The sequence below is a fragment of the Lutispora sp. genome, from assembly GCF_041687175.1.
Classification (GTDB): Bacteria; Bacillota; Clostridia; order Lutisporales; family Lutisporaceae; genus Lutispora.
On sequence record NZ_JAWLCK010000042.1, the window covers coordinates 1 to 22,215 of the forward strand.

The window sequence follows — 22,215 nt, forward strand, 5'->3', positions numbered from 1 at the left end:
TACATATTGTATAGAAATATTAATTTCATGAAAGGAGGTAATATATTGGAGAAATTTAGTATGGAGTTGGCAGGAAGAACATTATCTGTAGAAGTAGGAAAAGTAGCTCAACTTGCTGATGGGGCAGTTGTTGTAAGATATGGAGATACAGTGGTGCTTGTTACTGCTTGTGCTTCTGATAAGCCAAAAGAAGGAATTGATTTTTTTCCATTGAGTGTTGACTACGAAGAAAGGCTATATGCAGTTGGTAAAATACCGGGAGGTTTTATAAAAAGAGAGGGTAAACCAACTGAGAAAGCAGTACTAAATGCTAGGTTGATAGATAGACCTATTAGACCTCTCTTCCCTAAGGGTTACAGAAACGATGTTCAAGTTATTGCAACTGTATTATCTGTAGATCAGGATAACTTACCTGAGATAGTAGCCATGATAGGTTCTTCGGCAGCATTATCCATATCCAGCATACCTTTCATGGGACCTACAGGCTCAGTTTTGGTTGGATTGGTTGATGGAGAATTTGTATTAAATCCTACTGCAGAAGAAAGAGAGAAGAGTGATCTTCATCTTGTAGTATCTGGAACAAAAGATGCTGTCATGATGGTTGAGGCTGGCTGCAAAGAAGTTACAGAAGAAACTATGTTGGAAGCTATTATGTTTGCTCACGATAATATTAAAAAAATAGTAGAATTTATTGAAGAAATTACATCAAAGGTTGGAAAAGAAAAGAAAGAAGTAATTTTAGCAACTATCGACGAAGAACTTGAAAAAGAGGTAAGAGAATTTGCTGAGCAAAAAATGCTAGAAGCTATAAGAACAGTTGACAAACAGGAGAGACAGAACAATATTGACAAAGTAAACGAAGAGACTCTTTTATACTTTGCTGAGAAATATGAAGAGAATATAAAAGATGTTGAAGCTGTGCTGTACAACATAACAAAAGAGCAAGTCAGAGACCTTATAGTTAATCATAAGATAAGACCTGATGATAGAAAATTAGATGAGATAAGGCCTATATCTGTAGAGGTAGGTATACTACCAAGAGTTCATGGTTCTGGCCTATTTACTAGAGGTCAAACACAGGTATTGACTGTTGCTACACTCGGAGCTTTGGGTGATGTACAGGTTTTAGATGGTTTAGGCGAAGAGGAATCTAAGAGATATATGCATCACTACAATTTCCCACCCTACAGTGTTGGTGAAACCAGATTTTTGAGAGGACCTGGAAGAAGGGAAATAGGTCATGGAGCATTAGCTGAAAGAGCGTTAGAGCCTATGATTCCTTCTATAGATGAATTTCCTTATACCATAAGATTGGTATCTGAAGTATTGAGTTCAAACGGTTCAACTTCTCAAGCTAGTGTTTGTGGAAGCACATTAGCACTTTTGGATGCAGGTGTACCCATTAAGAAACCTGTTGCAGGAGTAGCTATGGGCTTGATAAAAGAAGAAGACGAAGTTGTTATTTTAACTGATATACAGGGTCTTGAAGATTTCCTTGGAGATATGGATTTTAAAGTAGCAGGCACAAAAGACGGTATAACAGCCATTCAGATGGATATAAAAATTGCCGGTATAGATAGAGAAATATTAGAAAGAGCATTGGAACAGGCAAGGGTTGGAAGGCTATTTATACTGGATAAAATGAATAGTGTAATTAACACTCCAAGAAAAGAACTTTCACCCTATGCACCAAAAATAATCATAACAAGGATAGATCCTGATAAGATTAGAGATATAATCGGACCTGGCGGAAAAACCATCAACAAAATAATCGCAGAGACAGATGTTAAAATTGATATTGAAGATGATGGTAAAGTTTATATCTCATCTCCCGACATACGAAATGCACAAAAAGCATTAAAGATAATAGAGGGATTAACAAAGGATGTTGCTGAAGGGGAAATATATCTAGGTAAAGTAGTGAGAATAACCACTTTTGGCGCCTTTGTTGAGATATTGCCAGGTAAAGAAGGTTTGGTTCATATATCCAAATTAGATAAGAAGAGAGTGGAGAAGGTAGAAGATGTTGTTGCCGTAGGTGACGAAATCCTTGTAAAAGTTACTGACATAGATAAGCAGGGAAGAATAAACCTTTCTCGAAAGGACGCAATAACTGACGATGAGGAGAAAAAAACAACTTCAGATAATAAGTAGTTGAAGAAACATAAACAATTGTTTATGTTTCTTCAATTTTTTGTATTATATAATTCCTTCAAGAATAATAATAATTAAAGATATTCTTGGAAATTATTGAGGGAGGGTTTCTATGAGGATAATAATAATAAAAAAGAAAATCATATTAATAGCTATATTGATACTTTTTATTCTTAGCATTATATATGCTTTAATAAGTCGAATGAGTACAAACACTTTTAAAATTATTGATCCTATATATAAGGGTTGTGAAGGGCAAAAAAAAGTGGCATTTGCATGTAATGTTGTATGGGGAAATGAGTATTTGCCAGATATGTTGAGTGAATTTAAAAAAAACAATATAAGGATATCTTTCTTTATTGGTGGGGATTGGGCTGATAAAAATAAGGAACTGCTTATGAGGATATATTCAGATAAACATGAAATAGGTAATCATGGCTATAATCACCTTAAGCACACACAGATAAATGAAGAAAAAAATAAAGAGGAAATAATAAAAACTGAGGAAGTCATAAATAGTATACTAGGCATTAAAACTGTGCTATTTGCACCACCCTATGGAGATATTAATAAAAAAGTAACCCAGATAGCAGAAGATTTGGGATATAAGGTAATTATGTGGAGTATTGATACAATTGACTGGAATACGAAAGACTATACTAAAATATTGGAAAGAGTTAATAAAAAAATCCATAATGGCGCTATAATATTGATGCACCCTACAGAATCTACTGTCAAAGCGCTGCCTATCATGATTGATGATTTAATAAACAATGGCTACGAGATTGTACCTGTAAGTGAAGTTTTAGAAAGCAATAATTGAATATTTTATTAATATCAATTATAATTCATAGGAAGTAGAGTTTATTCAAAAGAATTAATTATATGAGTTATTAATTAACGTGGGAGGTTAAAAATGTACATAAAACACAAATTAGATAATGGTGTAAGAATTGTGGCGGAAGAAATAAAGTATGTAAATTCTGTTTCTATAGGAATATGGGTAAAGGTAGGCTCTAGAAATGAGGATGAAAGTAATAACGGAATGTCTCATTTCATTGAACATATGCTATTCAAAGGCACTAAAAACAGAACAGCCAAGGAAATAGCCGGATCCATAGATAAAATAGGTGGACAGCTCAATGCTTTTACATCTAAAGAATGTACTTGTTTTTATGCCAAGGTATTGGATACACATTTTGATATAGCTTTGGACATATTGTCGGATATGTTTTTTAACTCAAGCTTTTCTGAGAATGAAATTGAAAAGGAAAAAGGTGTAGTTTTAGAAGAAATAGGAATGTATGAAGATTCTCCTGAGGATTTGGTTCATGATATATTTACACAATCGGTTTGGAGCAAAAATTCCTTAGGAATGCCTATATTAGGAAAAGATGAAACATTAAAAGCATTTAAAAGACAGGATATAATCGATTATATTGATAGAAACTATACTCCAGAAAATATTGTTATATCAGTAGTTGGAAACTTTGAAAAAGAATATGTTCTATCTGAAATAGAGAAAGTATTTTCAAAACACAAAACATCTAAGAAAGATAGAGTTATTACCCCTGAACCTGTTTTTACACCAATTTATAAGCATAAGGAGAAAAACACAGAACAAGCTCATCTATGCTTAGGGTTTAAGGGATTTGAATTGAGCAATAAATACACATACCCTTTGCTGGTATTAAATAATATTTTTGGTGGAGCCATGAGTTCAAGACTTTTTCAAAAGATTCGTGAAGAACAAGGATTGGCCTATTCGGTTTTTTCTTATCCATCATCATATACAGATTGTGGATTATTATCAATTTATGCAGGGATGAAACCAAACCAGTTAGATTATGTCATTGAGCTAATTATTGAAGAGATAAATAAGATAAAAGCAAATGGAATAAGTGAAGATGAACTTTATGACTCAAAGGAGCAGATAAAAGGAAGCTATATACTCGGTCTGGAAAGTACCAGCGGGAGGATGAATTCTATAGGAAAATCAGAGCTGCTGCTGGATAAAATATATTCTCCAAAAGAGATTACTGAACTAATTGATGCTGTTACAATGGACGACATCAATCATGTGATTAAATTAGTCTTCAATACAGAAGAGATGGGTGCCGCTATTATTGGACCCAATAGAAGTACAATATTAAAATAGGATGGATTTGAAATGAACATTGATATCACTGTAAAAAAAGTCAAAAAAGATTTCCAATTTGATTTATTTTTACCAAGTTATGCTACACCAGGATCTGCTGGTATGGATCTGCATGCGTGTGTTAAAGAGCCTATAGTAATAAAGCCTAGACAGATATATAAAATCCCTACTGGCATAGCTATACATATTAATGACAGCAATGTAGGAGGATTTGTTTTCCCTAGGAGTGGTTTAGCGTCGAAGCACGGTATCTCTCTTGTAAACGCAGTAGGAGTAATTGACTCTGACTATGTTGGAGAAATAATATGCCCTATGATCAATCTTAGTGAAACAGATTATACCGTAAATCCCGGTGATAGAATAGCCCAAATCGTGTTTTTACCTGTATACTGTGCAAATTTAATATTAACAGATGAATTACAAAGTACCGAAAGAGGAACTGGAGGATTTGGGTCTACAGGTAAATAGTTGGAATATCTCTACTCTATAGACATATAATATTTTTAGACAAGCAAGAGATTAATATAGTTAGAGGTGGGGTTTAATGAGGTTAAGCAAATTGTATGGCAAAGAAATTGTTACACTTCCTGATTGTGAGAGGCTAGGATATTTAGGGGATTGCGACATGCTCATAGATACTGAAACTGGTAAAATTAAATCTTTAATAATTCCTGAAAGCAAAGGTTTTTTTTCATTTTTCATTGAGAAGAGATATCTGGAAATACCTTGGGAAAGAATAAAAAAAGTAGGCAATGATATGATTATTATTGATTTGGCAGATATACTAAAATAAAACTAATGGGGAGTTTCATTACTCCTCATTAGTTTTTTTCTTCACAAAAAAAAATGCTCAACCATAATATGTATTAGTTTTAAAATAGAGGGTGACGTTTATGAGTATTATGAAAGGCGAAAAAATTCTAATCTTAGGTGGGGATGAAAGGCTGGCTGAATTGTCGAAGCTTCTAAGATATAAAGACTATACTATATCAACTTATGGCCATGAGAATCTTAGGGAAAAAAACATAAAGGAGTATGAATCATTAGAAGAAGCAATAGCCGACAATAAAATAATAATAGGTCCGGTACCTTTCAATAACGGACAAAAGATTAATATGAAATTATCTAATAAAACAGTTCTGATAGACGACTTAGTCAAGTTAATAAAATCTGATAAGATGTTATACTTAGGGTATCCAGACAAGTATTTTATTGACTTGGCTGCAAGTAAAGGCATACAGTATCAGGATTATAACAGTGATGAGAATTATCAAATATACAATGCCGCAATAACCGCTGAAGGTGCAATATCTATAATACTAAAAGAAAGAAATATTACAATTCATGATAGCAGAATTCTGCTGCTGGGTTACGGGCGAATTGGCAAAATCTTATCCGATTATTTAAAGGTATTCAATGATAATTTGTATGTAGCTGCTAGAAAAAATACTGATATTACTTGGATTAACATAAATGGATGTAAGGGAATAAGATTGGATGTCATTGATAGTATTATTGAAGATATTGATTTAGTAATAAACACAATACCTTTTAAAGTTCTATCCTATTCTTCTATCGATAAAATGGATAAGAACTCTTTGATTATTGATTTAGCATCTAAACCAGGAGGCTTAGATCATGATTTTGCAAGGGAAAAAGGTATAAAGACAATACATGCTTTAGGATTACCAGGTAAGACAGCGCCTAAATCTGCAGCAAAGGCTATTTTAGATACTATTTTAGCTTTGCATTGAAAACCTATTTAAAATATAATATAAGGGGGATTATAATGAAAATAGAAGGGCTAAACATAGGGTTTGCTGTGACAGGATCATTTTGTACATTCAGTAAAATTATCGATGAAATTCAAAAGCTGGTGGATTCAAAAGCAAATGTATTACCCATATTCTCCTTCAATGCTTCTGATATGAACAGCAGATTTGGTGAAGCAGAAGAATGGATTGAGAAGATTGAAACAATCACAGGCAATAAAAGTATTTTGACCATACAAGATGCAGAGCCCATCGGGCCTAAAGGCCTACTGGATGTATTAGTAATAGCTCCTTGTACAGGTAATACCATTGCTAAACTTGCAAATGCCATAACAGATACACCGGTATTAATGGCTGCAAAGGCTCACCTGAGAGGTATGAAACCCATTGTCATAGGTATATCTACTAATGATGGACTGGGAATGAATGCGAAAAATCTAGGTGTTTTATTGAATAGTAAGAATATATATTTTGTTCCCTTTGGACAGGATAGTCCTTTTGTAAAATCTAATTCTCTCGTTGCTAGAATGGACATGATACTACCTACTATTGAGATGGCTCTAGATAATGAACAAATACAACCTATGATTATTCAAAATATATTTTAAATAAAAGTGAGAGGATATTATGAGGCTCATAGTGCAAAAATTCGGTGGAACATCAGTTGCTAATCAAGAAAGAAGAAATATGGTAGTAAATAAGATTGATGCTGCAAAAAAGAAGGATTATTTTCCAATAGTTGTTGTATCTGCTATTGGAAGAAGTGGAGACCCCTACGCAACTGATACCTTAATTAATTTTGTAAAATCTATAGGCGTGGAACCTAATCCAAGAGAAAAGGATTTACTGATGTCCTGCGGGGAGGTAATATCTTGTGTTATGTTAGCAAACACGCTGAAGAAAATGGGTTATGAATGCAAGGTATTTACTGGTGCTCAAGCAGGCATTATAACTGATGATAACTATGGTGATGCTGAAGTATTAAAGGTGGAACCAGATAATATCTTAGAATGCGTAGAAAAGAATGTTATTCCTATTATAGCAGGCTTTCAAGGAGTAACAGAAGATGGCAACATTACAACTTTAGGCAGAGGCGGGAGTGATGTAACAGCTGCTATTATTGGAGAAGCAATAAATGCAGAGATAGTAGAAATCTATACAGATGTTGATGGAGTTATGACTGCAGATCCTGCAATTGTACAAGATGCAAGGGTAATGGAAACTGTATTTTATAATGAAATATTCCAGATGGCAGAGTATGGAGCAAAAGTCATACATCCAAGAGCTGTAGAGATAGCAATGAGAAGCAATATGCCTCTTTTAATCAAAAGTACTCTAACAGATAATAATGGAACACTGATAACAAATTATGATAAATCACGAAGATATAGACAAGATAAAGATGAAAATGTTATAACAGCAATTGCACAAATAGGAAATAGATCTCAATTTAAAATAAAATTTGATGGTTCAGCAAACCAATATGAGAAAGACACAATACTCTTCAACCTGATTGCAGCAGAAAAAATAAGCATAGACATGATTAATATTTATCCTGATGTTAAAATGTTTATTGTTGATGGAGTTAATGAATCTAAATTAATTAGCATTTTGAAGGCTCAAGGCTATAATTTTCAAGTCATACCTAATTGCACAAAGGTAACAATTATTGGTAATAAAATGAGAGGTATGCCTGGAGTCATGGCTAAAATGGTAGAAGGATTAAGTGAATGCAATATTGAAATACTTCAAACTTCAGACTCTCATACAACTATATCCTGTTTAATTAAAAGTGAAAGTACAAATGCTGCTGTAAATGCTCTTCATAAAAAATTTGATTTAGGCAGAAATAAACTATAAAAATTTTTTTAGTGACTAATCACGAATGTACAAAAAGAAAGCCTTGTTGTAGTCTGTACAGCGAGGCTTTTCATATTGCATACTAAAAAGTTAAATGGCAAAAATACAATAAACATCAGATTTAGGAGTGAAGAGTATTGATTAGTGAATTTATGGAGGGAAAAAGCTCAGAAGAACATGGAAAGAAGGCAGATGAAGCAAAGGCTTCTGAAACTATAAAAGAATTAGGGCAAACAAAAGTACCAGAAGCAAAAAGTAATATATATGCTATGACTATAATAGGGCAAATAGAAGGACATATAGTGCTTCCGCCCCAAAACAAAGCAACAAAATATGAACACATTATCCCACAAATTGTTGCAGTAGAAGAAAGCAACGAAATCGAGGGATTACTATTAATATTAAACACGGTTGGCGGTGATGTAGAGGCAGGTTTAGCTATAGCAGAATTAATAAGTACTATTAGTAAGCCTACTGTTTCTATAGTGCTAGGAGGCGGGCATAGCATAGGTGTTCCTTTAGCAGTATCTACAGACTATTCTTATATAGCACCTACAGCAACGATGACAATACACCCTATTAGGATGAACGGATTAATTATTGGTGTTCCGCAAACCTATGATTATTTTAACAAGATGCAGGAGCGTATAATAAATTTTATTGTTGATCATAGCAACATAAAAAGACCTACATTGAAGAAGCTTATGTTCACCACTAGTGAACTAGCAAATGATGTAGGTACTGTATTAGTTGGTTCAGAGGCAGTAAAGCATGGTTTGATACATGAAATTGGTGGACTTAAGGATGCACTAAGTAAGTTGCGTAGTTTAATAGATGAGAAAAAAACACAATAGGACAATATTAAAAGAGAATAAATATATAATGATGATATTACCCCTTTATTATCAATCATAAAAAGAATATACTAAATTATTGGATATAGATTCTAAAGTTCAGAATGAATAGTCCAATTCATCTGGACTTTAGAATGGTTATTTGATAATCGCTATAGAATAAAGGATTTTTTATGTTTATGTAGAATTTTATTTTGGGGTGATATCATTGGCAAGAAATAAAAAAACAACTAGACTTAAATTTGATGTAATTGGAATCATATCTATACTTGCTGCAATTTATCTATACATCTGCATATTCGATAAAGATTCAGGCCTGGCTGGCAAATATGTTAACAAGGTATTATTTGGCATATTTGGCATGGGGTCTTACCTTTTTCCTGTGATAATACTCATTTTAGGCATTGCAGCTTTCTACCTAAAGGATAGAATAAAGCTTAATATAAAATTTTATTCTTTTTGTTTAGCTTTTGTCACGCTGCTAATTCTATTATATGTGCTAAATATAAGAATACTTGAAGAAGCAGAATTAGATTATATAGGTAGCATAATAGCTGCCTATGAATTAGGAACCCACAATTTAGGTGGTGGAATTATAGGAGCTGCTTTGGGTTATGTAATTGTTAGAGTATTAGGCACTGCTGGAACCTATGCATTAATTACTGGACTATTCTTCATATCTTTAATAATGTTTACTGGTGTTACAGCAGCTTCTTTCTTTAGTTATTTTAAGCAGCTTTTTCTAAAAATTTTATCATTCATAAATCCGAAAAGAATTTTTAATAAAAGGTACATAAAAAATGATAAGAAGGAAAAACCTGTGATTGAGACATTAAATGACAGTAGTGTTAAAGAAAGTAATAGTGAAGCAAAAAAAGTGAAAATAGTAGACTTTACAAAGGAATTTGATAATAATTTTCTAACTAAAACCAAAGAAACAAAAAATAAAGAATCCAAAAATGAAAAACAGAATAATTCTGATGAAGAAAAGATAACTCCAAATAGTTTACAGCATTATCCTCATTATAGCCTTCCAAGCACTACATTGCTTTTTCCTCCTCAGGAAAGCAAAAGCGGAAACATAAAAAAGGAAATAATGAACAATGTTAAAATACTGGATGAGACATTAAGAAATTTTAATGTAGACGCTACAGTTTCACAAGTAAGTGTTGGACCTTCTATTACAAGATATGAGTTGCAGCTGAGTCCAGGTGTTAAGGTGAGTAAAATAGTTAATTTAGCGGATGACATATCTTTAAGCATGGCATCTCAGGGTATTAGGATAGAAGCTCCTATACCGGGAAAGGCAGCAGTAGGGATTGAAATACCGAATAAAGAAATCACAACTGTATATATAAGAGAAGTAATAGAATCTGATGAGTTTAAGAATAATAAATCAAATATTGCATTTGCTTTGGGCAAGGATGTAGCGGGTAAAAATATTATTGCGGATATTACCAAGATGCCACATCTACTTATAGCAGGAGCTACTGGTTCAGGAAAGAGTGTCTGTATTAATACCATAATTGTTAGTATATTATTTAAGGCTGAGCCAGATAAGGTTAAGCTACTCATGATAGATCCAAAGGTAGTTGAATTAAGTGTATACAATGGCATACCTCATTTATTAGTCCCTGTTGTTACTGATCCAAAAAAAGCTGCTGGTGCACTTAATTGGGCTGTAAATGAAATGACTGAAAGATACAAGAGCTTCGCTTCAAAGAATGTTAGAGATATAAATAGTTATAATGCACTATTCAGTGATAACAATGATAAATTACCTCAGATTGTGATTATCATCGATGAATTATCAGATTTGATGATGGTTGCGCCTAATGATGTGGAGGATGCTATCTGCAGACTTGCCCAAATGGCACGAGCAGCTGGTATTCATCTTGTGGTAGCAACTCAAAGACCCTCAGTAGATGTCATAACAGGATTGATTAAAGCTAATATTCCTTCAAGGATTTCCTTTGCTGTCTCTTCTCAAGTTGATTCAAGGACTATACTTGATATGGGAGGCGCTGAAAAGCTGTTGGGAAGAGGTGATATGTTATACTATCCTGTAGGGGAAGCAAAGCCTATAAGGGTTCAAGGCGCATTTATATCAGAAAAGGAAGTAGAATCAGTTGTAGATTATATAAAAGGACAAGTATCTCCATCTTATGTAGAGGGAATTGTTAAGGAAATAGAGAGTGAAGATAATGATGAGGTAGAAAGTGAAGCAGACGAGCTATTGAAGGATGCTATATCATTGGTTGTGGAAACTGGCCAAGCATCTATTCTTATGCTTCAAAGGAGATTGAAAATAGGATATAGTAGAGCTGCAAGGATAATTGATCAAATGGAGGAGCGTCGAATAATAGGAGGATATGAAGGAAGTAAACCTAGAAAAGTACTTATTAGCAAAGAACAATGGGAAGAAATGCAACAGTAACAAGTCGATAATTGAAGTAATCTGCAGCAATAAAAAGAAATTTGATAATATATAAGATTTATTATCAAATTTAAAGAAATTCAAAGAAATTTAATTACCCGGGAAATTAGGTCGGATTTTTCACTAATCCAATTTACTGTATTATACTTTTCGTAATAACAATAAGGAGAGATGTTTATAAATGCATGTTGCAATTGTGTCATTAGGTTGCGCAAAAAATCTTATAGATTCTGAGGTCATGATAAATATTATTAAAGATGGGAAATATGAAGTTACAAACAATCCTTATTTAGCTGATATAATAATAATCAATACATGTGGATTTATTGAAAAGGCTAAGCAAGAGTCTATAGATACAATAATTGAAATGGGACAATATAAGAAAACTGGAAAATGCATATTATTGATAGCTGCAGGTTGCTTGTCAGAACGATATAAAGAAGAGTTGCTTAAGGAAATGCCTGAGCTTGATGCTGTCATAGGTACAGGAGATTATAAATCTATATTAGAAGTGATTGAAAATGGTCTAGAAGGACAAAAAATATCAATGTATGGCAATCAAGAAAATATTGATTTAGATAAGCTTGATAGATATATTTCTACACAGAATCATACTGCATATATAAAAATAGCTGAAGGCTGTGATAATAGATGTACTTACTGTATCATTCCTTCGCTGAGAGGCAGATATAGGAGTAGAAAGTTTGAAGAAATTATAAAGGAAGCAGAGTTTCTTGCTTCCAAAGGAATAAAAGAATTGATTGTAATAGCTCAGGACACATCTGTTTATGGAAGAGATTTATATGGTAAGCTTATGCTTCCAGATTTATTAAGGGCAATGGCAAAAATAAGAGGAATAGAGTGGATAAGGATTCTTTATGCCTACCCCGATGAATTTAATGATGATCTTATCGATGTTATGGCTTCTGAAGAAAAGATATGTAAATATATTGATATACCAATCCAGCATGGAAGCAATAAAATACTAAAGCTTATGGGTAGGAATACGACTAAAGAAAAAATTCTACATTTGATTAGTAAGTTAAGAAAAGAGATACCAAATATAGCTATAAGAACAACATTTATTGTTGGGTTCCCTGGGGAGGATGAAGAAGACTTCGAAGAGTTGGCGAATTTTATAAAAGAAGTGCAATTTGATAGAATGGGAGTATTCACATACTCTAGAGAAGAGGACACCCCAGCATACAAACTACCTAATCAGGTAGATGAAGAGATTAAAATTAATAGGCAAGATATATTAATGTCCTTGCAAATGGATATTTCATACAAAAAGAACTTAGGTTTCGTAGGAAAGTCACTAAAAGTACTTATTGAAGATTATGAGAACGGGCAGTATATTGGGAGGACATATAGAGATGCACCTGAAATTGATGGTTTGGTCTATTTTACATCTAACAGGGAAATGAGAATTGGAGAATTTGCCAATGTATTTATAAAAGATGCTACAGATTATGATTTATTGGGAGAGTGCAATGATGAATATAGCAAATAAGATTACAGTTTCAAGGATTTTGCTTATACCCATTTTTATGTTTTTTATGCTGATAGATGTTCCGTATAATATGGAAATAGCTCTAATTATTTTTCTGATAGCATCTATAACAGATAAACTTGATGGTTATTATGCAAGAAAATATAATTTGGTAACTGATTTGGGGAAGTTCTTAGACCCTCTAGCTGATAAATTGCTGATAACAGCAGCCTATCTTATTTTTATTGAACTAGGAAGAATACAAGCTTGGGCTGTGTTTATTATTTTAGCAAGAGAGTTTGCAGTAACGGGACTAAGGGGTATTGCGGCCAATAGGAATATTGTAATAGCGGCTAGTAATATGGGCAAGTACAAGACCGTTACACAAATTATCACTGCAGTTATACTATTTTTGGACAACTATCCCTTTAGCATTTTAAACATACCCATGGATATGATTTTAATATATGTTACTCTGCTTATTACAATTGTTTCAGGCGCAGATTATTTTCTAAAGTACATTAAAGCTGTAGAGAATGGAATTTAATGTTTGAGAGGTAATGAGAATGAATTGTGAGATTATTGCTGTAGGAACAGAACTACTTTTAGGGGATATAGTTAATACTAATGGTCAATACATATCCCAAAGATTATCCTCTTTAGGTCTAGATGTATATCATCATACTGTTGTTGGAGACAACCTGGATAGATTGGTTGAAGCGATAAAAATAGCCAGCAGCAGAGCTGATGTTATAATCACCACAGGTGGATTGGGACCTACTGATGATGATATAACAAAACTAGGTGTTGCTAAAGCACTGGGAGTAGAACTATCACTGGATGAAACTTCATTGAAGAGAATAAAAGATCGTTTTTCAAGATATGGAAGACCTATGCCTGCAATAAACGAAAGACAAGCCTATATACCGATAGGTAGCAGAGCTATAGATAATGATAACGGTACTGCACCAGGCATAATAGGAGAATATGATAGTAAAATATATATTTCTCTGCCTGGCCCCCCTAAAGAAATGAGACCAATGTTCGAGGAAAAAATAGTACCTTATTTAAAACAAAAATCAAAACATGTTATAAAATCTCATACACTAAAAGTTATAGGGATAGGTGAGTCCGCACTTCAAGAGAAGCTTGGAGACATAATGACTAATCAGACAAATCCTACTATTGCGCTATATGCTAAAGAGGGTGAGGTCCACATAAGAATAACTGCTAAGGATGAGGATATTTCTGAAGCAGATGATAAGATTAAAGAAGTTAAAAATAAGATATTAAATGTCCTAGGTATGAATGTATATGGTTATAATGATGATACATTAGAATCAGTTGTAAATAATTTGCTCCAAGAAAAAAGAATGACCATAGCATTTGCCGAATCCTGTACAGGAGGTATGATTTCAAGCCGGTTTACCGATATACCCAATGCTTCAATCAGTTTCATTAATGGTGTTGTATGTTATAGCAATGAAGCTAAAGTCAATATTCTTGGTGTCAATAGAGATACAATTGAAAAGTATGGAGCAGTTAGCATGGAAACAGCAGAAGAAATGGCTTATTGTATTAAAAAAATATCCAATACTGATATAGGTCTATCTATAACTGGAATAGCAGGACCCAGTGGGGGAACAGAATCAAAACCTGTAGGTTTGTGTTATATAGGAATAGCTTTTGATGATCAAGTAAAAGTTTATTCTTCTGTTTTTAATGGGAATAGAAATAAAATTAGATGGCTAGCAACAACAAAAGCTTTGGATATACTTCGCAGAAACATTTTAGAAATAAAATAATAAATAATTATTTATTATTTGACTTATATTAGGAAGTAATATATAATTATATGAGAACAAATGTTCGCATAAAGGAGGTGCAGCAGGCTAACCTGCTATAATTATGAGTGATAAGAGGAAGGCTTTAGAGGCTGCCATAAGCCAAGTAGAAAAACAGTTTGGCAAAGGTTCTATAATGAAGTTAGGTGAAAACAGTAAATTAAATCTTGAATCCATTTCTACAGGCTCTCTTGATTTAGATATTGCTCTTGGTATAGGTGGAGTACCAAGGGGAAGGATTGTAGAAATTTTTGGACCAGAATCCTCAGGTAAAACAACTGTTGCGTTGCATATAATAGCTGAAGCTCAGAAAAATGGCGGTAATGCAGCTTTTATTGACGCAGAGCATGCTTTGGATCCTGTATATGCAAAAAACCTTGGAGTAGACATTGAAAATCTTGTTGTGTCTCAACCTGATACAGGCGAGCAGGCATTAGAAATATGTGAAACATTAGTTAGAAGTGGTGCTATTGATGTTATAGTAATTGACTCAGTTGCAGCTTTAGTGCCTAAAGCTGAAATTGATGGCGAGATGGGTGATTCCCATATAGGCCTTCAAGCTAGATTGATGTCACAAGCATTAAGAAAACTGGCAGGAGCTATTAACAAATCAAAAGCCACGGCTATATTTATCAATCAGTTGAGAGAAAAAGTAGGAGTAATGTTTGGAAATCCTGAAACTACACCAGGCGGTAAAGCATTGAAATTCTATGCTTCTGTAAGGTTAGATGTAAGAAAAGTAGAAACTATTAAACAAGGTACTGATATGGTTGGTAGCAGGACACGAGTTAAAGTAGTGAAGAATAAAGTAGCTCCTCCTTTTAAACAGGCTGAATTTGATATTATATATGGCGAAGGTATCTCGAAAGAAGGCAGTATTTTAGATGTTGCTGCTGCAAATGATATAGTACAAAAAAGCGGAGCTTGGTATTCTTATGGAAACACCAGATTAGGCCAAGGTAGAGAGAATGCCAGACAATATTTAAAAGATAATCCGGAAATTACAAAAGAAATTGAAACTAAAGTTAGAGAAATATATAGCTTAGGGTTATCAAAGGCTAAAGCATCTTTGGATGAATCTGAAGAAATGAAAATAGAAGATTAACACGTTCTGATAGCGCATAGGGAAAGTCGTATGCGCTAATATTTTATAATGCATAGGAAAGTATAAATTTCTTAAATTTATACTTTTAGTTAAATGCATTTAAAGAAAGGCTTCCTTGTTGTTGAAATGCTTCCGATGGAAGCCTTTCTTATATAATTAGTATATTTTCATACATAATACAACCTTTTTATATGGAGGGTTTTTATGGACTTAAAAAAATCATATAACTATTGTATAAAACTATTATCTATTAAGGATAGGACTTCCTATGAGATAATTAAAAAATTAAAACAAAAAAATTGTACTAAAGAAATAATAGAAGAAACTTTAGCAAAATTAATGGATTATGGTTACATAAATGACGCAAAATATATAGAGAATTGGGTTAGAGACAAGTCAAAACAACCAGGTATGAGCAAGAGAAAAATATATTATAAATTGATGCAAAAAGGTTTTAAAAAAGATCTACTCGATTCAATATTTGAAGAAATAAATATTGATGATTATGATACAGCTTTAGCCTGTGGTGAAAAAAAGTTAAAATCATTAAAAGGTGATATAGGAGCAATAAAAAATAAACTTTATGCATATCTTTTAAGCAAAGGATACGAAAGAGATATATGTAATAAAGTAATTAGAGCGTTATTAGACGAAGATGAAACCTACCTCTAACTTGACAAAAAAAACTAAAAGATATAGAATTATTGTGATATGGTGTATCAATGGTATTATGAAATATATGAATATTCTTAAGATAATCATGTATTGAAAGGACTAAGGAGGTGAAGATATTATAGAAACTGTTATATATGTAGCAGTTGGATTTGGAAGTTTTGCTGTCGGGTATTTTGTTAGAAGATATATTGCGGAATCAAAAATAAAAAATGCAGAGGAAGCAGCTAAGAAGATTTTAGAAGATGCCCAAAAGGAAGCGGAGACAAGGAAAAAGGAAGTTTTACTTGAAGCTAAAGAAGAAATCCATAGATTAAGATCTGAATTAGATAAGGAAACAAAGGACAGAAGGAACGAGGTTCAGAGAATCGAAAGAAGACTTCTGCAAAGAGAAGAACTTTTCGATAAAAAAGTTGAAGCTGTTGAACAGAGAGAAGAAATGATAAATAAAAAACAGAAAGAAGTTCAAAAGCTTCACGATGAGGTTAAAGAGCTATATAACAAGCAATTAAAAGAATTAGAACATATATCAAACTTGTCCTCCGAAGAAGCAAGACAACTGCTTTTGAACGATATTGAAAAACAAATTAGGCATGAAGCTGCTATTATGATTAAAGATATAGAGACTAAAGCAAAAGAAGAAGCTGATAGAAAATCTAAAGAGATAATCGCATATGCTATACAGAAAAATGCAGCTGATCATGTTGCTGAAACTACTGTTTCTGTCGTTCCATTACCAAATGATGAAATGAAGGGCAGAATAATAGGAAGAGAAGGAAGAAATATTAGAACATTGGAAACTCTAACAGGAGTTGATTTAATAATTGATGATACACCGGAAGCTGTTATATTATCAGGATTTGACCCCATTAGAAGAGAAATAGCACGAGTAGCTTTAGAAAAACTGATAATTGACGGAAGAATACATCCTGCCAGAATAGAGGAAATGGTTGAAAAGTCTAAAAAAGAGGTTGAAAACTATATAAGGGAGCAAGGAGAGCAAGCAACATTTGACACAGGTGTACATGGTTTGCATCCTGAACTCATCAAGCTTATAGGAAGATTAAGATTTAGAACAAGTTATGGACAAAGTGTGCTGAATCATTCCATCGAAGTATCCCATTTAGCAGCAGCTATGGCTGCTGAACTAGGAGCTGATGTAAATCTTGCTAAAAGAGCAGGTTTACTGCACGATATAGGTAAAGCAGTAGACCATGAAGTAGAAGGTCCACATGTTCAAATTGGAGCTGATTTAGCGAAAAAGTATAAAGAATCTCCAGAAGTCATACATGCAATACTAGCTCACCATGGTGATGTGGAAGCAAATACAATTGAAGCAGTGCTGGTCCAAGCAGCAGATGCTATTTCTGCAGCAAGGCCTGGTGCCAGAAGAGAAACATTAGAATCCTATATTAAGAGACTTGAAAAACTTGAGGAAATAGCAAATTCCTTTGATGGAGTAGAAAAATCTTTTGCAATTCAAGCCGGTAGAGAGATAAGAATTATGGTAAAACCTGAAGATGTAAGCGATTCAGAAATTGTTTATATTGCTAGGGATATTGTAAAGAAAATAGAAAATGAACTTGAATACCCTGGCCAGATTAAGATTAATGTAATCAGGGAAACAAGGGCAATTGAATATGCAAAATAAGAAAAGAACGGTTTTAACCGTTCTTTTTAAATTTATTATTGCCAAACATTCTATTCTAATGTTAAAATCTCTCAATGGGGAAATATAATTTTACCAAGTACATAATAGAAGAATAGGGAACAATTCAAACAGATATTGAAGCTTAGCTAAAGGAGGACTGTGAAAGTGAATATACTTTTTATTGGCGATATATATGGAAGAACAGGAAGAAACCTATTAAAGGATAATTTAATTAAAATAATAGATGAATATAAAATTGATTTTACTATCGCAAATGGTGAAAATAGTGCCGGTGGTGTGGGAATAACAAAAGAGATATATGAGGATCTAACCAGCTATGGAATTGATGTTGTTACTTTAGGCAATCATGCATGGGCCCAAAAAAAGATTTTTGACTTTATTGACTATGCAGATAGGTTAGTTAGGCCTGCTAATTATCCCACAGGAACACCAGGAAAGCCTTATGTAATTGTTGAAGTAAAAGGGAGAAAAATTGCAGTAATAAATATGTGTGGAAGAGTGTTTATGGAATGCCTTGAATGTCCCTTTAGAAAAATTGACAGCATTCTCAAAGAAATCGAAGGTAAAGCTGATATCAAGATAATGGATTTCCATGCAGAAGCTACTTCTGAAAAGATTGCAATGGGTTGGTATCTAGATGGAAGAATTACAGCTGTACTAGGAACACATACTCATGTCCAGACTGCAGATGAAAGGATATTACCAAAAGGTACAGGTTATATAACCGATGTGGGAATGACGGGTCCTATAAATTCAGTTCTTGGAGTTAAAACGGATATAATAATTAAGAAATTCCTCACGAGTCTACCTGGGCGATTTGAAGCAGCTGAAGATTCTGGGCAAATTAATGGAGTTATATTAGAGATAAATGAAAAAAATTTTGTCAATGATATTAAACGACTTAAAGTTATATAAATTGTTAATAAAAAAAGGATTTTTTGGATTAAGTGTAGAATAATTTGGTTGTATTACTAAATTTATGTGGTATTAAGGGGGCATTATAAATGGAAGTATTAAAAGTATCATCAAAATCTAATCCTAATTCAGTAGCAGGAGCTCTCGCAGGTGTATTAAGAGAAAATGGAGGAGCAGAAATACAGGCTATAGGTGCTGGTGCACTGAATCAGGCAATAAAAGCAGTAGCTATAGCTAGGGGGTTTGTAGCTCCAAGTGGTATGGATTTGGTATGTGTACCTGCATTTACAGATATAGATATTGAGGGCGAAGAAAGAACTGCTATTAAATTAATAGTAAACTCAAGATAATACATAAACATAAGAGCAAGAGCACTTCGGTGCTTTTGTTTTTTAATATATTATTTTATAATGTACTTACTGTATTAAATATTTTAGGATGGGGTATAATTCTGTGCTAGGGGTGACAAAAATGGATTACGCAGATTTACATATTCATACCAGTGCTTCGGATGGCTTATTGAGCCCACAAGAAGTAGTTCAATGGGCTCAAAAAAAGAGATTGAGAGCAATAGGAATAACAGACCATGATACAATATCAGGTATAAATCCTGCGATTGAAAGTAATGAAAGGCCAGATAAACTTGAAATAATCCCAGGCATTGAACTTAATACTGAATACTATGGAAAAGAAATTCATATGCTTGGTTATTATATAGATTATAAAGACCAGTGGTTTTTAAAAATTCTTAAAAGAATGCAAGAATCAAGATATAATAGGGCAGTGACCATGATTGAAAAACTAAATGCATTAGGAATTGATATAGAATTGAAACAAGTGGAAGAAATATCAAAAGGTAGCAGTATAGGTCGACCTCATATTGCCAGAGCAATGGTGGAGAAAGGTTATATAGACAGTATGGTAGACGCCTTTGATAAATATATCGGTGTAGGCTGCCCTGCATATGTAGAAAGATTCAAGCTAACTACTAGAGAAGCTATTGAAATAATAGAGAAGGCAGGTGGAATATCGGTTCTAGCTCATCCTGGACTAATAAACGATAAAAAATCTATATCAAGCATATTGAGTTTAGGAGTAAAAGGAATAGAGGTATTACACCCTAAACATGATCAAGATATGGTGAGGTACTTGTTAGCATTAGCAAAAGAGAGAAAACTATTCATAACAGGTGGAACAGATTGTCATGGAATAATGCAAAATGGGCAGCCAATTATGGGAAATATATCAATAGACTACAATAAAGTCATCGAATTAAAAAAGTATGCAGGTATAGAAGAATAATTAATAGAATAGTGGAGGTCGTGATTATGCATGTAAAGATATCAGATAAGGCTTCAAATATAAATCCTTCCTTAACTTTATCAATTGACGCTAAACTAAAGAATATGATTTCTGAAGGTATAAAAGTTTACGGCTTTGGGGCTGGAGAACCGGATTTTGACACACCGGAATATATCAGAAAAGCAGCCATAGAAGCTATTAATGTAGGTTTTACCAGATATACGGCAGCTCAAGGTACTATGGAACTGAGAAAAGCTATATGTGATAAATTAGAGAGAGAGAATGGAATAAAATATAATCCTAATGAAATAGTTGTATCCAGTGGTGCAAAGCATTCGCTGTCAAATGCATTTGCAGCTATACTTAATCCGGGAGATGAGGTAATCGTCCCTGTACCCTATTGGGTTAGCTATACAGAGATAATTAAATTAAACGGTGGCATACCAGTGTTAGTTGGTACAAAATCTGAAAATAACTTTAAAATCACAAAGGATGCTTTAGAATCAGCTATAACAAATAAGACAAAGGCTATCCTATTAAATACTCCGAGTAATCCAACAGGTACAGTATATAGCAAAGAAGAATTGGAAGATATAGCTGAAACAGCATTAAAACATAATATATATATAGTTTCTGATGAAATATATGAAAGAATAACCTATGATGGAATTGAACATGTAAGCATTGCTTCAATATCAGAAGATGTAAGAGATATAACTATCTTAATCAATGGAATGTCAAAGACATATGCTATGACTGGCTGGAGGTTAGGCTATGCTGCATCCAATGAAAGAGTTATAAAGGCCATGTCAAGTGTTCAAAGCCATGCTGTTTCACATCCGTGTTCGATTACACAATATGCGGCAACAGCAGCATTAAATGGACCGCAAGATGATGTAAAAAACATGGTTAGAGAATATGAAAAAAGAAGAGACTATATGTATAAAAAAATAAATGAGATTAAATTTTTGTCCTGTAGAAAACCACAAGGCGCTTTTTATGTATATGTAGATATATCTGACATATTAAAACATGAATTAGATGGCAAAATAATTGAGAACTCAATAGATTTGGCTTTGGTTTTATTAGAGAAAGCAAAAGTTGCAGTAATACCTGGAGCTGCTTTTGGAACAGATGATTATATAAGATTGTCTTATGCAACATCTATGGATACAATCATAGAAGGTTTGAATATTTTAGATAAATTTTTAAACAAGTGTTTGAAATAACTATGTGGATAGATGTATTATGTTAACTAAAAACAAGAAGGTGAAGAATTATGAAGTTCGGAATGAGAAAACCTAGTCTAAAGAGAAGAATTGCTGCCAGAACCAGCATCAAAAGACAAGTTGTCCATAGAGCCGGATTAAAAATGCCTAGAGGATGGGGATGGTTAAGGGATCCAAAAAGGTATGCTTATAATAAAGTTTATAATAGAACAACATTTGATATATTTAAATTATTAAAGAAAATATTAAAATAAAAACATATAGTTATATAAGAATGACGCTTTTAAATTCGTTTTAAGGCGTTATTTTTATGCTGGTAGTATAAGATAATTATATTAATAACATAATAGGCTAAAATGCCTTATAATGTGCCAGATTAAAAAAGGGTTATTAAAAGGGATAGTTACAAAATAATTATCAATAAGGTTATCTTATTTGTTTGTGCATTAAAAAGTTAAAAAAACAATTCTGATTAAAACAGAATTGTTTTCAATAAAATTGTTAAATTCAGTTTAATGGCAGGGGCAGTAGGACTTGAACCCACAACCAACGGTTTTGGAGACCGCTACTCTACCAATTGAGCTATACCCCTAAACACAATATCAATTATATAAAAAAACTAAAGCTATGTCAATAGCAGTTAATTGAAGTTGTGATTATCTTATGATAATGTCACCTTGTAAATTATCGTGATAAAATGTCACTATGAAAAACGAGGTGCATTATTTAATGTCTCAAAAACAATTAAA

21 protein-coding genes and 1 tRNA gene are annotated in these 22,215 nt (G+C 33.1%); 21 read left to right on the forward strand and 1 reads right to left on the reverse strand.

The features are described from left to right. Positions 1-60 precede the first annotated feature (60 nt). From ACESM9_RS07975 to ACESM9_RS08075, 21 genes are all read left to right on the forward strand, one after another. Positions 61-2,154, forward strand: coding sequence for a polyribonucleotide nucleotidyltransferase (locus ACESM9_RS07975; protein ID WP_372997085.1), 2,094 nt, complete (start codon positions 61-63; stop codon positions 2,152-2,154). 112 nt (positions 2,155-2,266) lie between these two features. After that, on the forward strand, positions 2,267-2,977 hold the full coding sequence (locus tag ACESM9_RS07980) for a polysaccharide deacetylase family protein (RefSeq protein WP_372997051.1): 711 nt from the start codon (positions 2,267-2,269) through the stop codon (positions 2,975-2,977). Between the two features lie 93 nt (positions 2,978-3,070). Further along, a complete protein-coding gene (locus tag ACESM9_RS07985) occupies positions 3,071-4,312 on the forward strand; it encodes a M16 family metallopeptidase (RefSeq protein WP_372997053.1) in 1,242 nt (413 codons plus the stop codon). Between the two features lie 12 nt (positions 4,313-4,324). After that, complete coding sequence (gene dut, locus ACESM9_RS07990; RefSeq protein WP_372997055.1) at positions 4,325-4,780, forward strand: dUTP diphosphatase; 456 nt, start codon at positions 4,325-4,327, stop codon at positions 4,778-4,780. Positions 4,781-4,856: 76 nt separating this feature from the next. Then, positions 4,857-5,105 carry a YlmC/YmxH family sporulation protein gene (locus ACESM9_RS07995; RefSeq protein ID WP_372997057.1) on the forward strand — a complete coding sequence of 83 codons (249 nt, stop codon included), beginning with the start codon at positions 4,857-4,859 and terminating at the stop codon, positions 5,103-5,105. Positions 5,106-5,205: 100 nt separating this feature from the next. Beyond that, positions 5,206-6,066, forward strand: a complete 861-nt coding sequence (locus tag ACESM9_RS08000) for a dipicolinate synthase subunit DpsA (protein ID WP_372997059.1) — start codon at positions 5,206-5,208, stop codon at positions 6,064-6,066. A 35-nt stretch (positions 6,067-6,101) separates the two neighbouring features. Continuing rightward, positions 6,102-6,692 (forward strand): dipicolinate synthase subunit B, encoded by a 591-nt coding sequence (locus ACESM9_RS08005; RefSeq protein WP_372997061.1) that lies wholly within the window; start codon positions 6,102-6,104, stop codon positions 6,690-6,692. A gap of 19 nt (positions 6,693-6,711) precedes the next feature. Next, entirely contained in the window at positions 6,712-7,944 is a 1,233-nt protein-coding gene (gene dapG, locus ACESM9_RS08010; protein WP_372997063.1) for an aspartate kinase, read from the forward strand. A 152-nt stretch (positions 7,945-8,096) separates the two neighbouring features. Next, on the forward strand, positions 8,097-8,798 hold the full coding sequence (locus tag ACESM9_RS08015; protein ID WP_372997087.1) for a ClpP family protease: 702 nt from the start codon (positions 8,097-8,099) through the stop codon (positions 8,796-8,798). 208 nt (positions 8,799-9,006) lie between these two features. Beyond that, the gene (locus tag ACESM9_RS08020; RefSeq protein ID WP_411289434.1) at positions 9,007-11,235 is read left to right on the forward strand and encodes a DNA translocase FtsK 4TM domain-containing protein; all 2,229 of its coding nucleotides are present in this window, start codon (positions 9,007-9,009) and stop codon (positions 11,233-11,235) included. 181 nt (positions 11,236-11,416) lie between these two features. Continuing rightward, the gene (gene rimO, locus ACESM9_RS08025) at positions 11,417-12,748 is read left to right on the forward strand and encodes a 30S ribosomal protein S12 methylthiotransferase RimO (RefSeq protein WP_372997065.1); all 1,332 of its coding nucleotides are present in this window, start codon (positions 11,417-11,419) and stop codon (positions 12,746-12,748) included. Beyond that, positions 12,732-13,274 (forward strand): CDP-diacylglycerol--glycerol-3-phosphate 3-phosphatidyltransferase, encoded by a 543-nt coding sequence (pgsA, locus tag ACESM9_RS08030; protein ID WP_372997067.1) that lies wholly within the window; start codon positions 12,732-12,734, stop codon positions 13,272-13,274. The genes rimO and pgsA overlap by 17 nt, the downstream gene beginning before the upstream one ends. Before the next feature lie 19 nt (positions 13,275-13,293). Beyond that, positions 13,294-14,532 carry a competence/damage-inducible protein A gene (locus ACESM9_RS08035; protein ID WP_372997069.1) on the forward strand — a complete coding sequence of 413 codons (1,239 nt, stop codon included), beginning with the start codon at positions 13,294-13,296 and terminating at the stop codon, positions 14,530-14,532. 103 nt (positions 14,533-14,635) lie between these two features. Then, complete coding sequence (gene recA, locus ACESM9_RS08040; protein ID WP_372997071.1) at positions 14,636-15,676, forward strand: recombinase RecA; 1,041 nt, start codon at positions 14,636-14,638, stop codon at positions 15,674-15,676. Positions 15,677-15,880: 204 nt separating this feature from the next. After that, positions 15,881-16,348, forward strand: coding sequence for a regulatory protein RecX (locus ACESM9_RS08045; RefSeq protein ID WP_372997073.1), 468 nt, complete (start codon positions 15,881-15,883; stop codon positions 16,346-16,348). A 133-nt stretch (positions 16,349-16,481) separates the two neighbouring features. Next, a complete protein-coding gene (rny, locus tag ACESM9_RS08050; protein ID WP_372997091.1) occupies positions 16,482-17,999 on the forward strand; it encodes a ribonuclease Y in 1,518 nt (505 codons plus the stop codon). A 165-nt stretch (positions 18,000-18,164) separates the two neighbouring features. Further along, on the forward strand, positions 18,165-18,935 hold the full coding sequence (locus ACESM9_RS08055) for a TIGR00282 family metallophosphoesterase (protein WP_372997075.1): 771 nt from the start codon (positions 18,165-18,167) through the stop codon (positions 18,933-18,935). A gap of 89 nt (positions 18,936-19,024) precedes the next feature. After that, on the forward strand, positions 19,025-19,285 hold the full coding sequence (locus tag ACESM9_RS08060; protein ID WP_372997077.1) for a stage V sporulation protein S: 261 nt from the start codon (positions 19,025-19,027) through the stop codon (positions 19,283-19,285). Positions 19,286-19,406: 121 nt separating this feature from the next. Further along, the gene (locus ACESM9_RS08065; RefSeq protein WP_372997079.1) at positions 19,407-20,237 is read left to right on the forward strand and encodes a PHP domain-containing protein; all 831 of its coding nucleotides are present in this window, start codon (positions 19,407-19,409) and stop codon (positions 20,235-20,237) included. Between the two features lie 26 nt (positions 20,238-20,263). Beyond that, positions 20,264-21,466 carry a pyridoxal phosphate-dependent aminotransferase gene (locus tag ACESM9_RS08070; RefSeq protein WP_372997081.1) on the forward strand — a complete coding sequence of 401 codons (1,203 nt, stop codon included), beginning with the start codon at positions 20,264-20,266 and terminating at the stop codon, positions 21,464-21,466. A 50-nt stretch (positions 21,467-21,516) separates the two neighbouring features. Continuing rightward, positions 21,517-21,720, forward strand: coding sequence for a hypothetical protein (locus ACESM9_RS08075; protein WP_372997083.1), 204 nt, complete (start codon positions 21,517-21,519; stop codon positions 21,718-21,720). A 262-nt stretch (positions 21,721-21,982) separates the two neighbouring features. On the opposite strand, the gene ACESM9_RS08080 is transcribed toward ACESM9_RS08075, so the two are convergent. Further along, positions 21,983-22,058: transfer RNA gene (locus ACESM9_RS08080), tRNA-Trp, on the reverse strand. Positions 22,059-22,215: the final 157 nt, after the last annotated feature.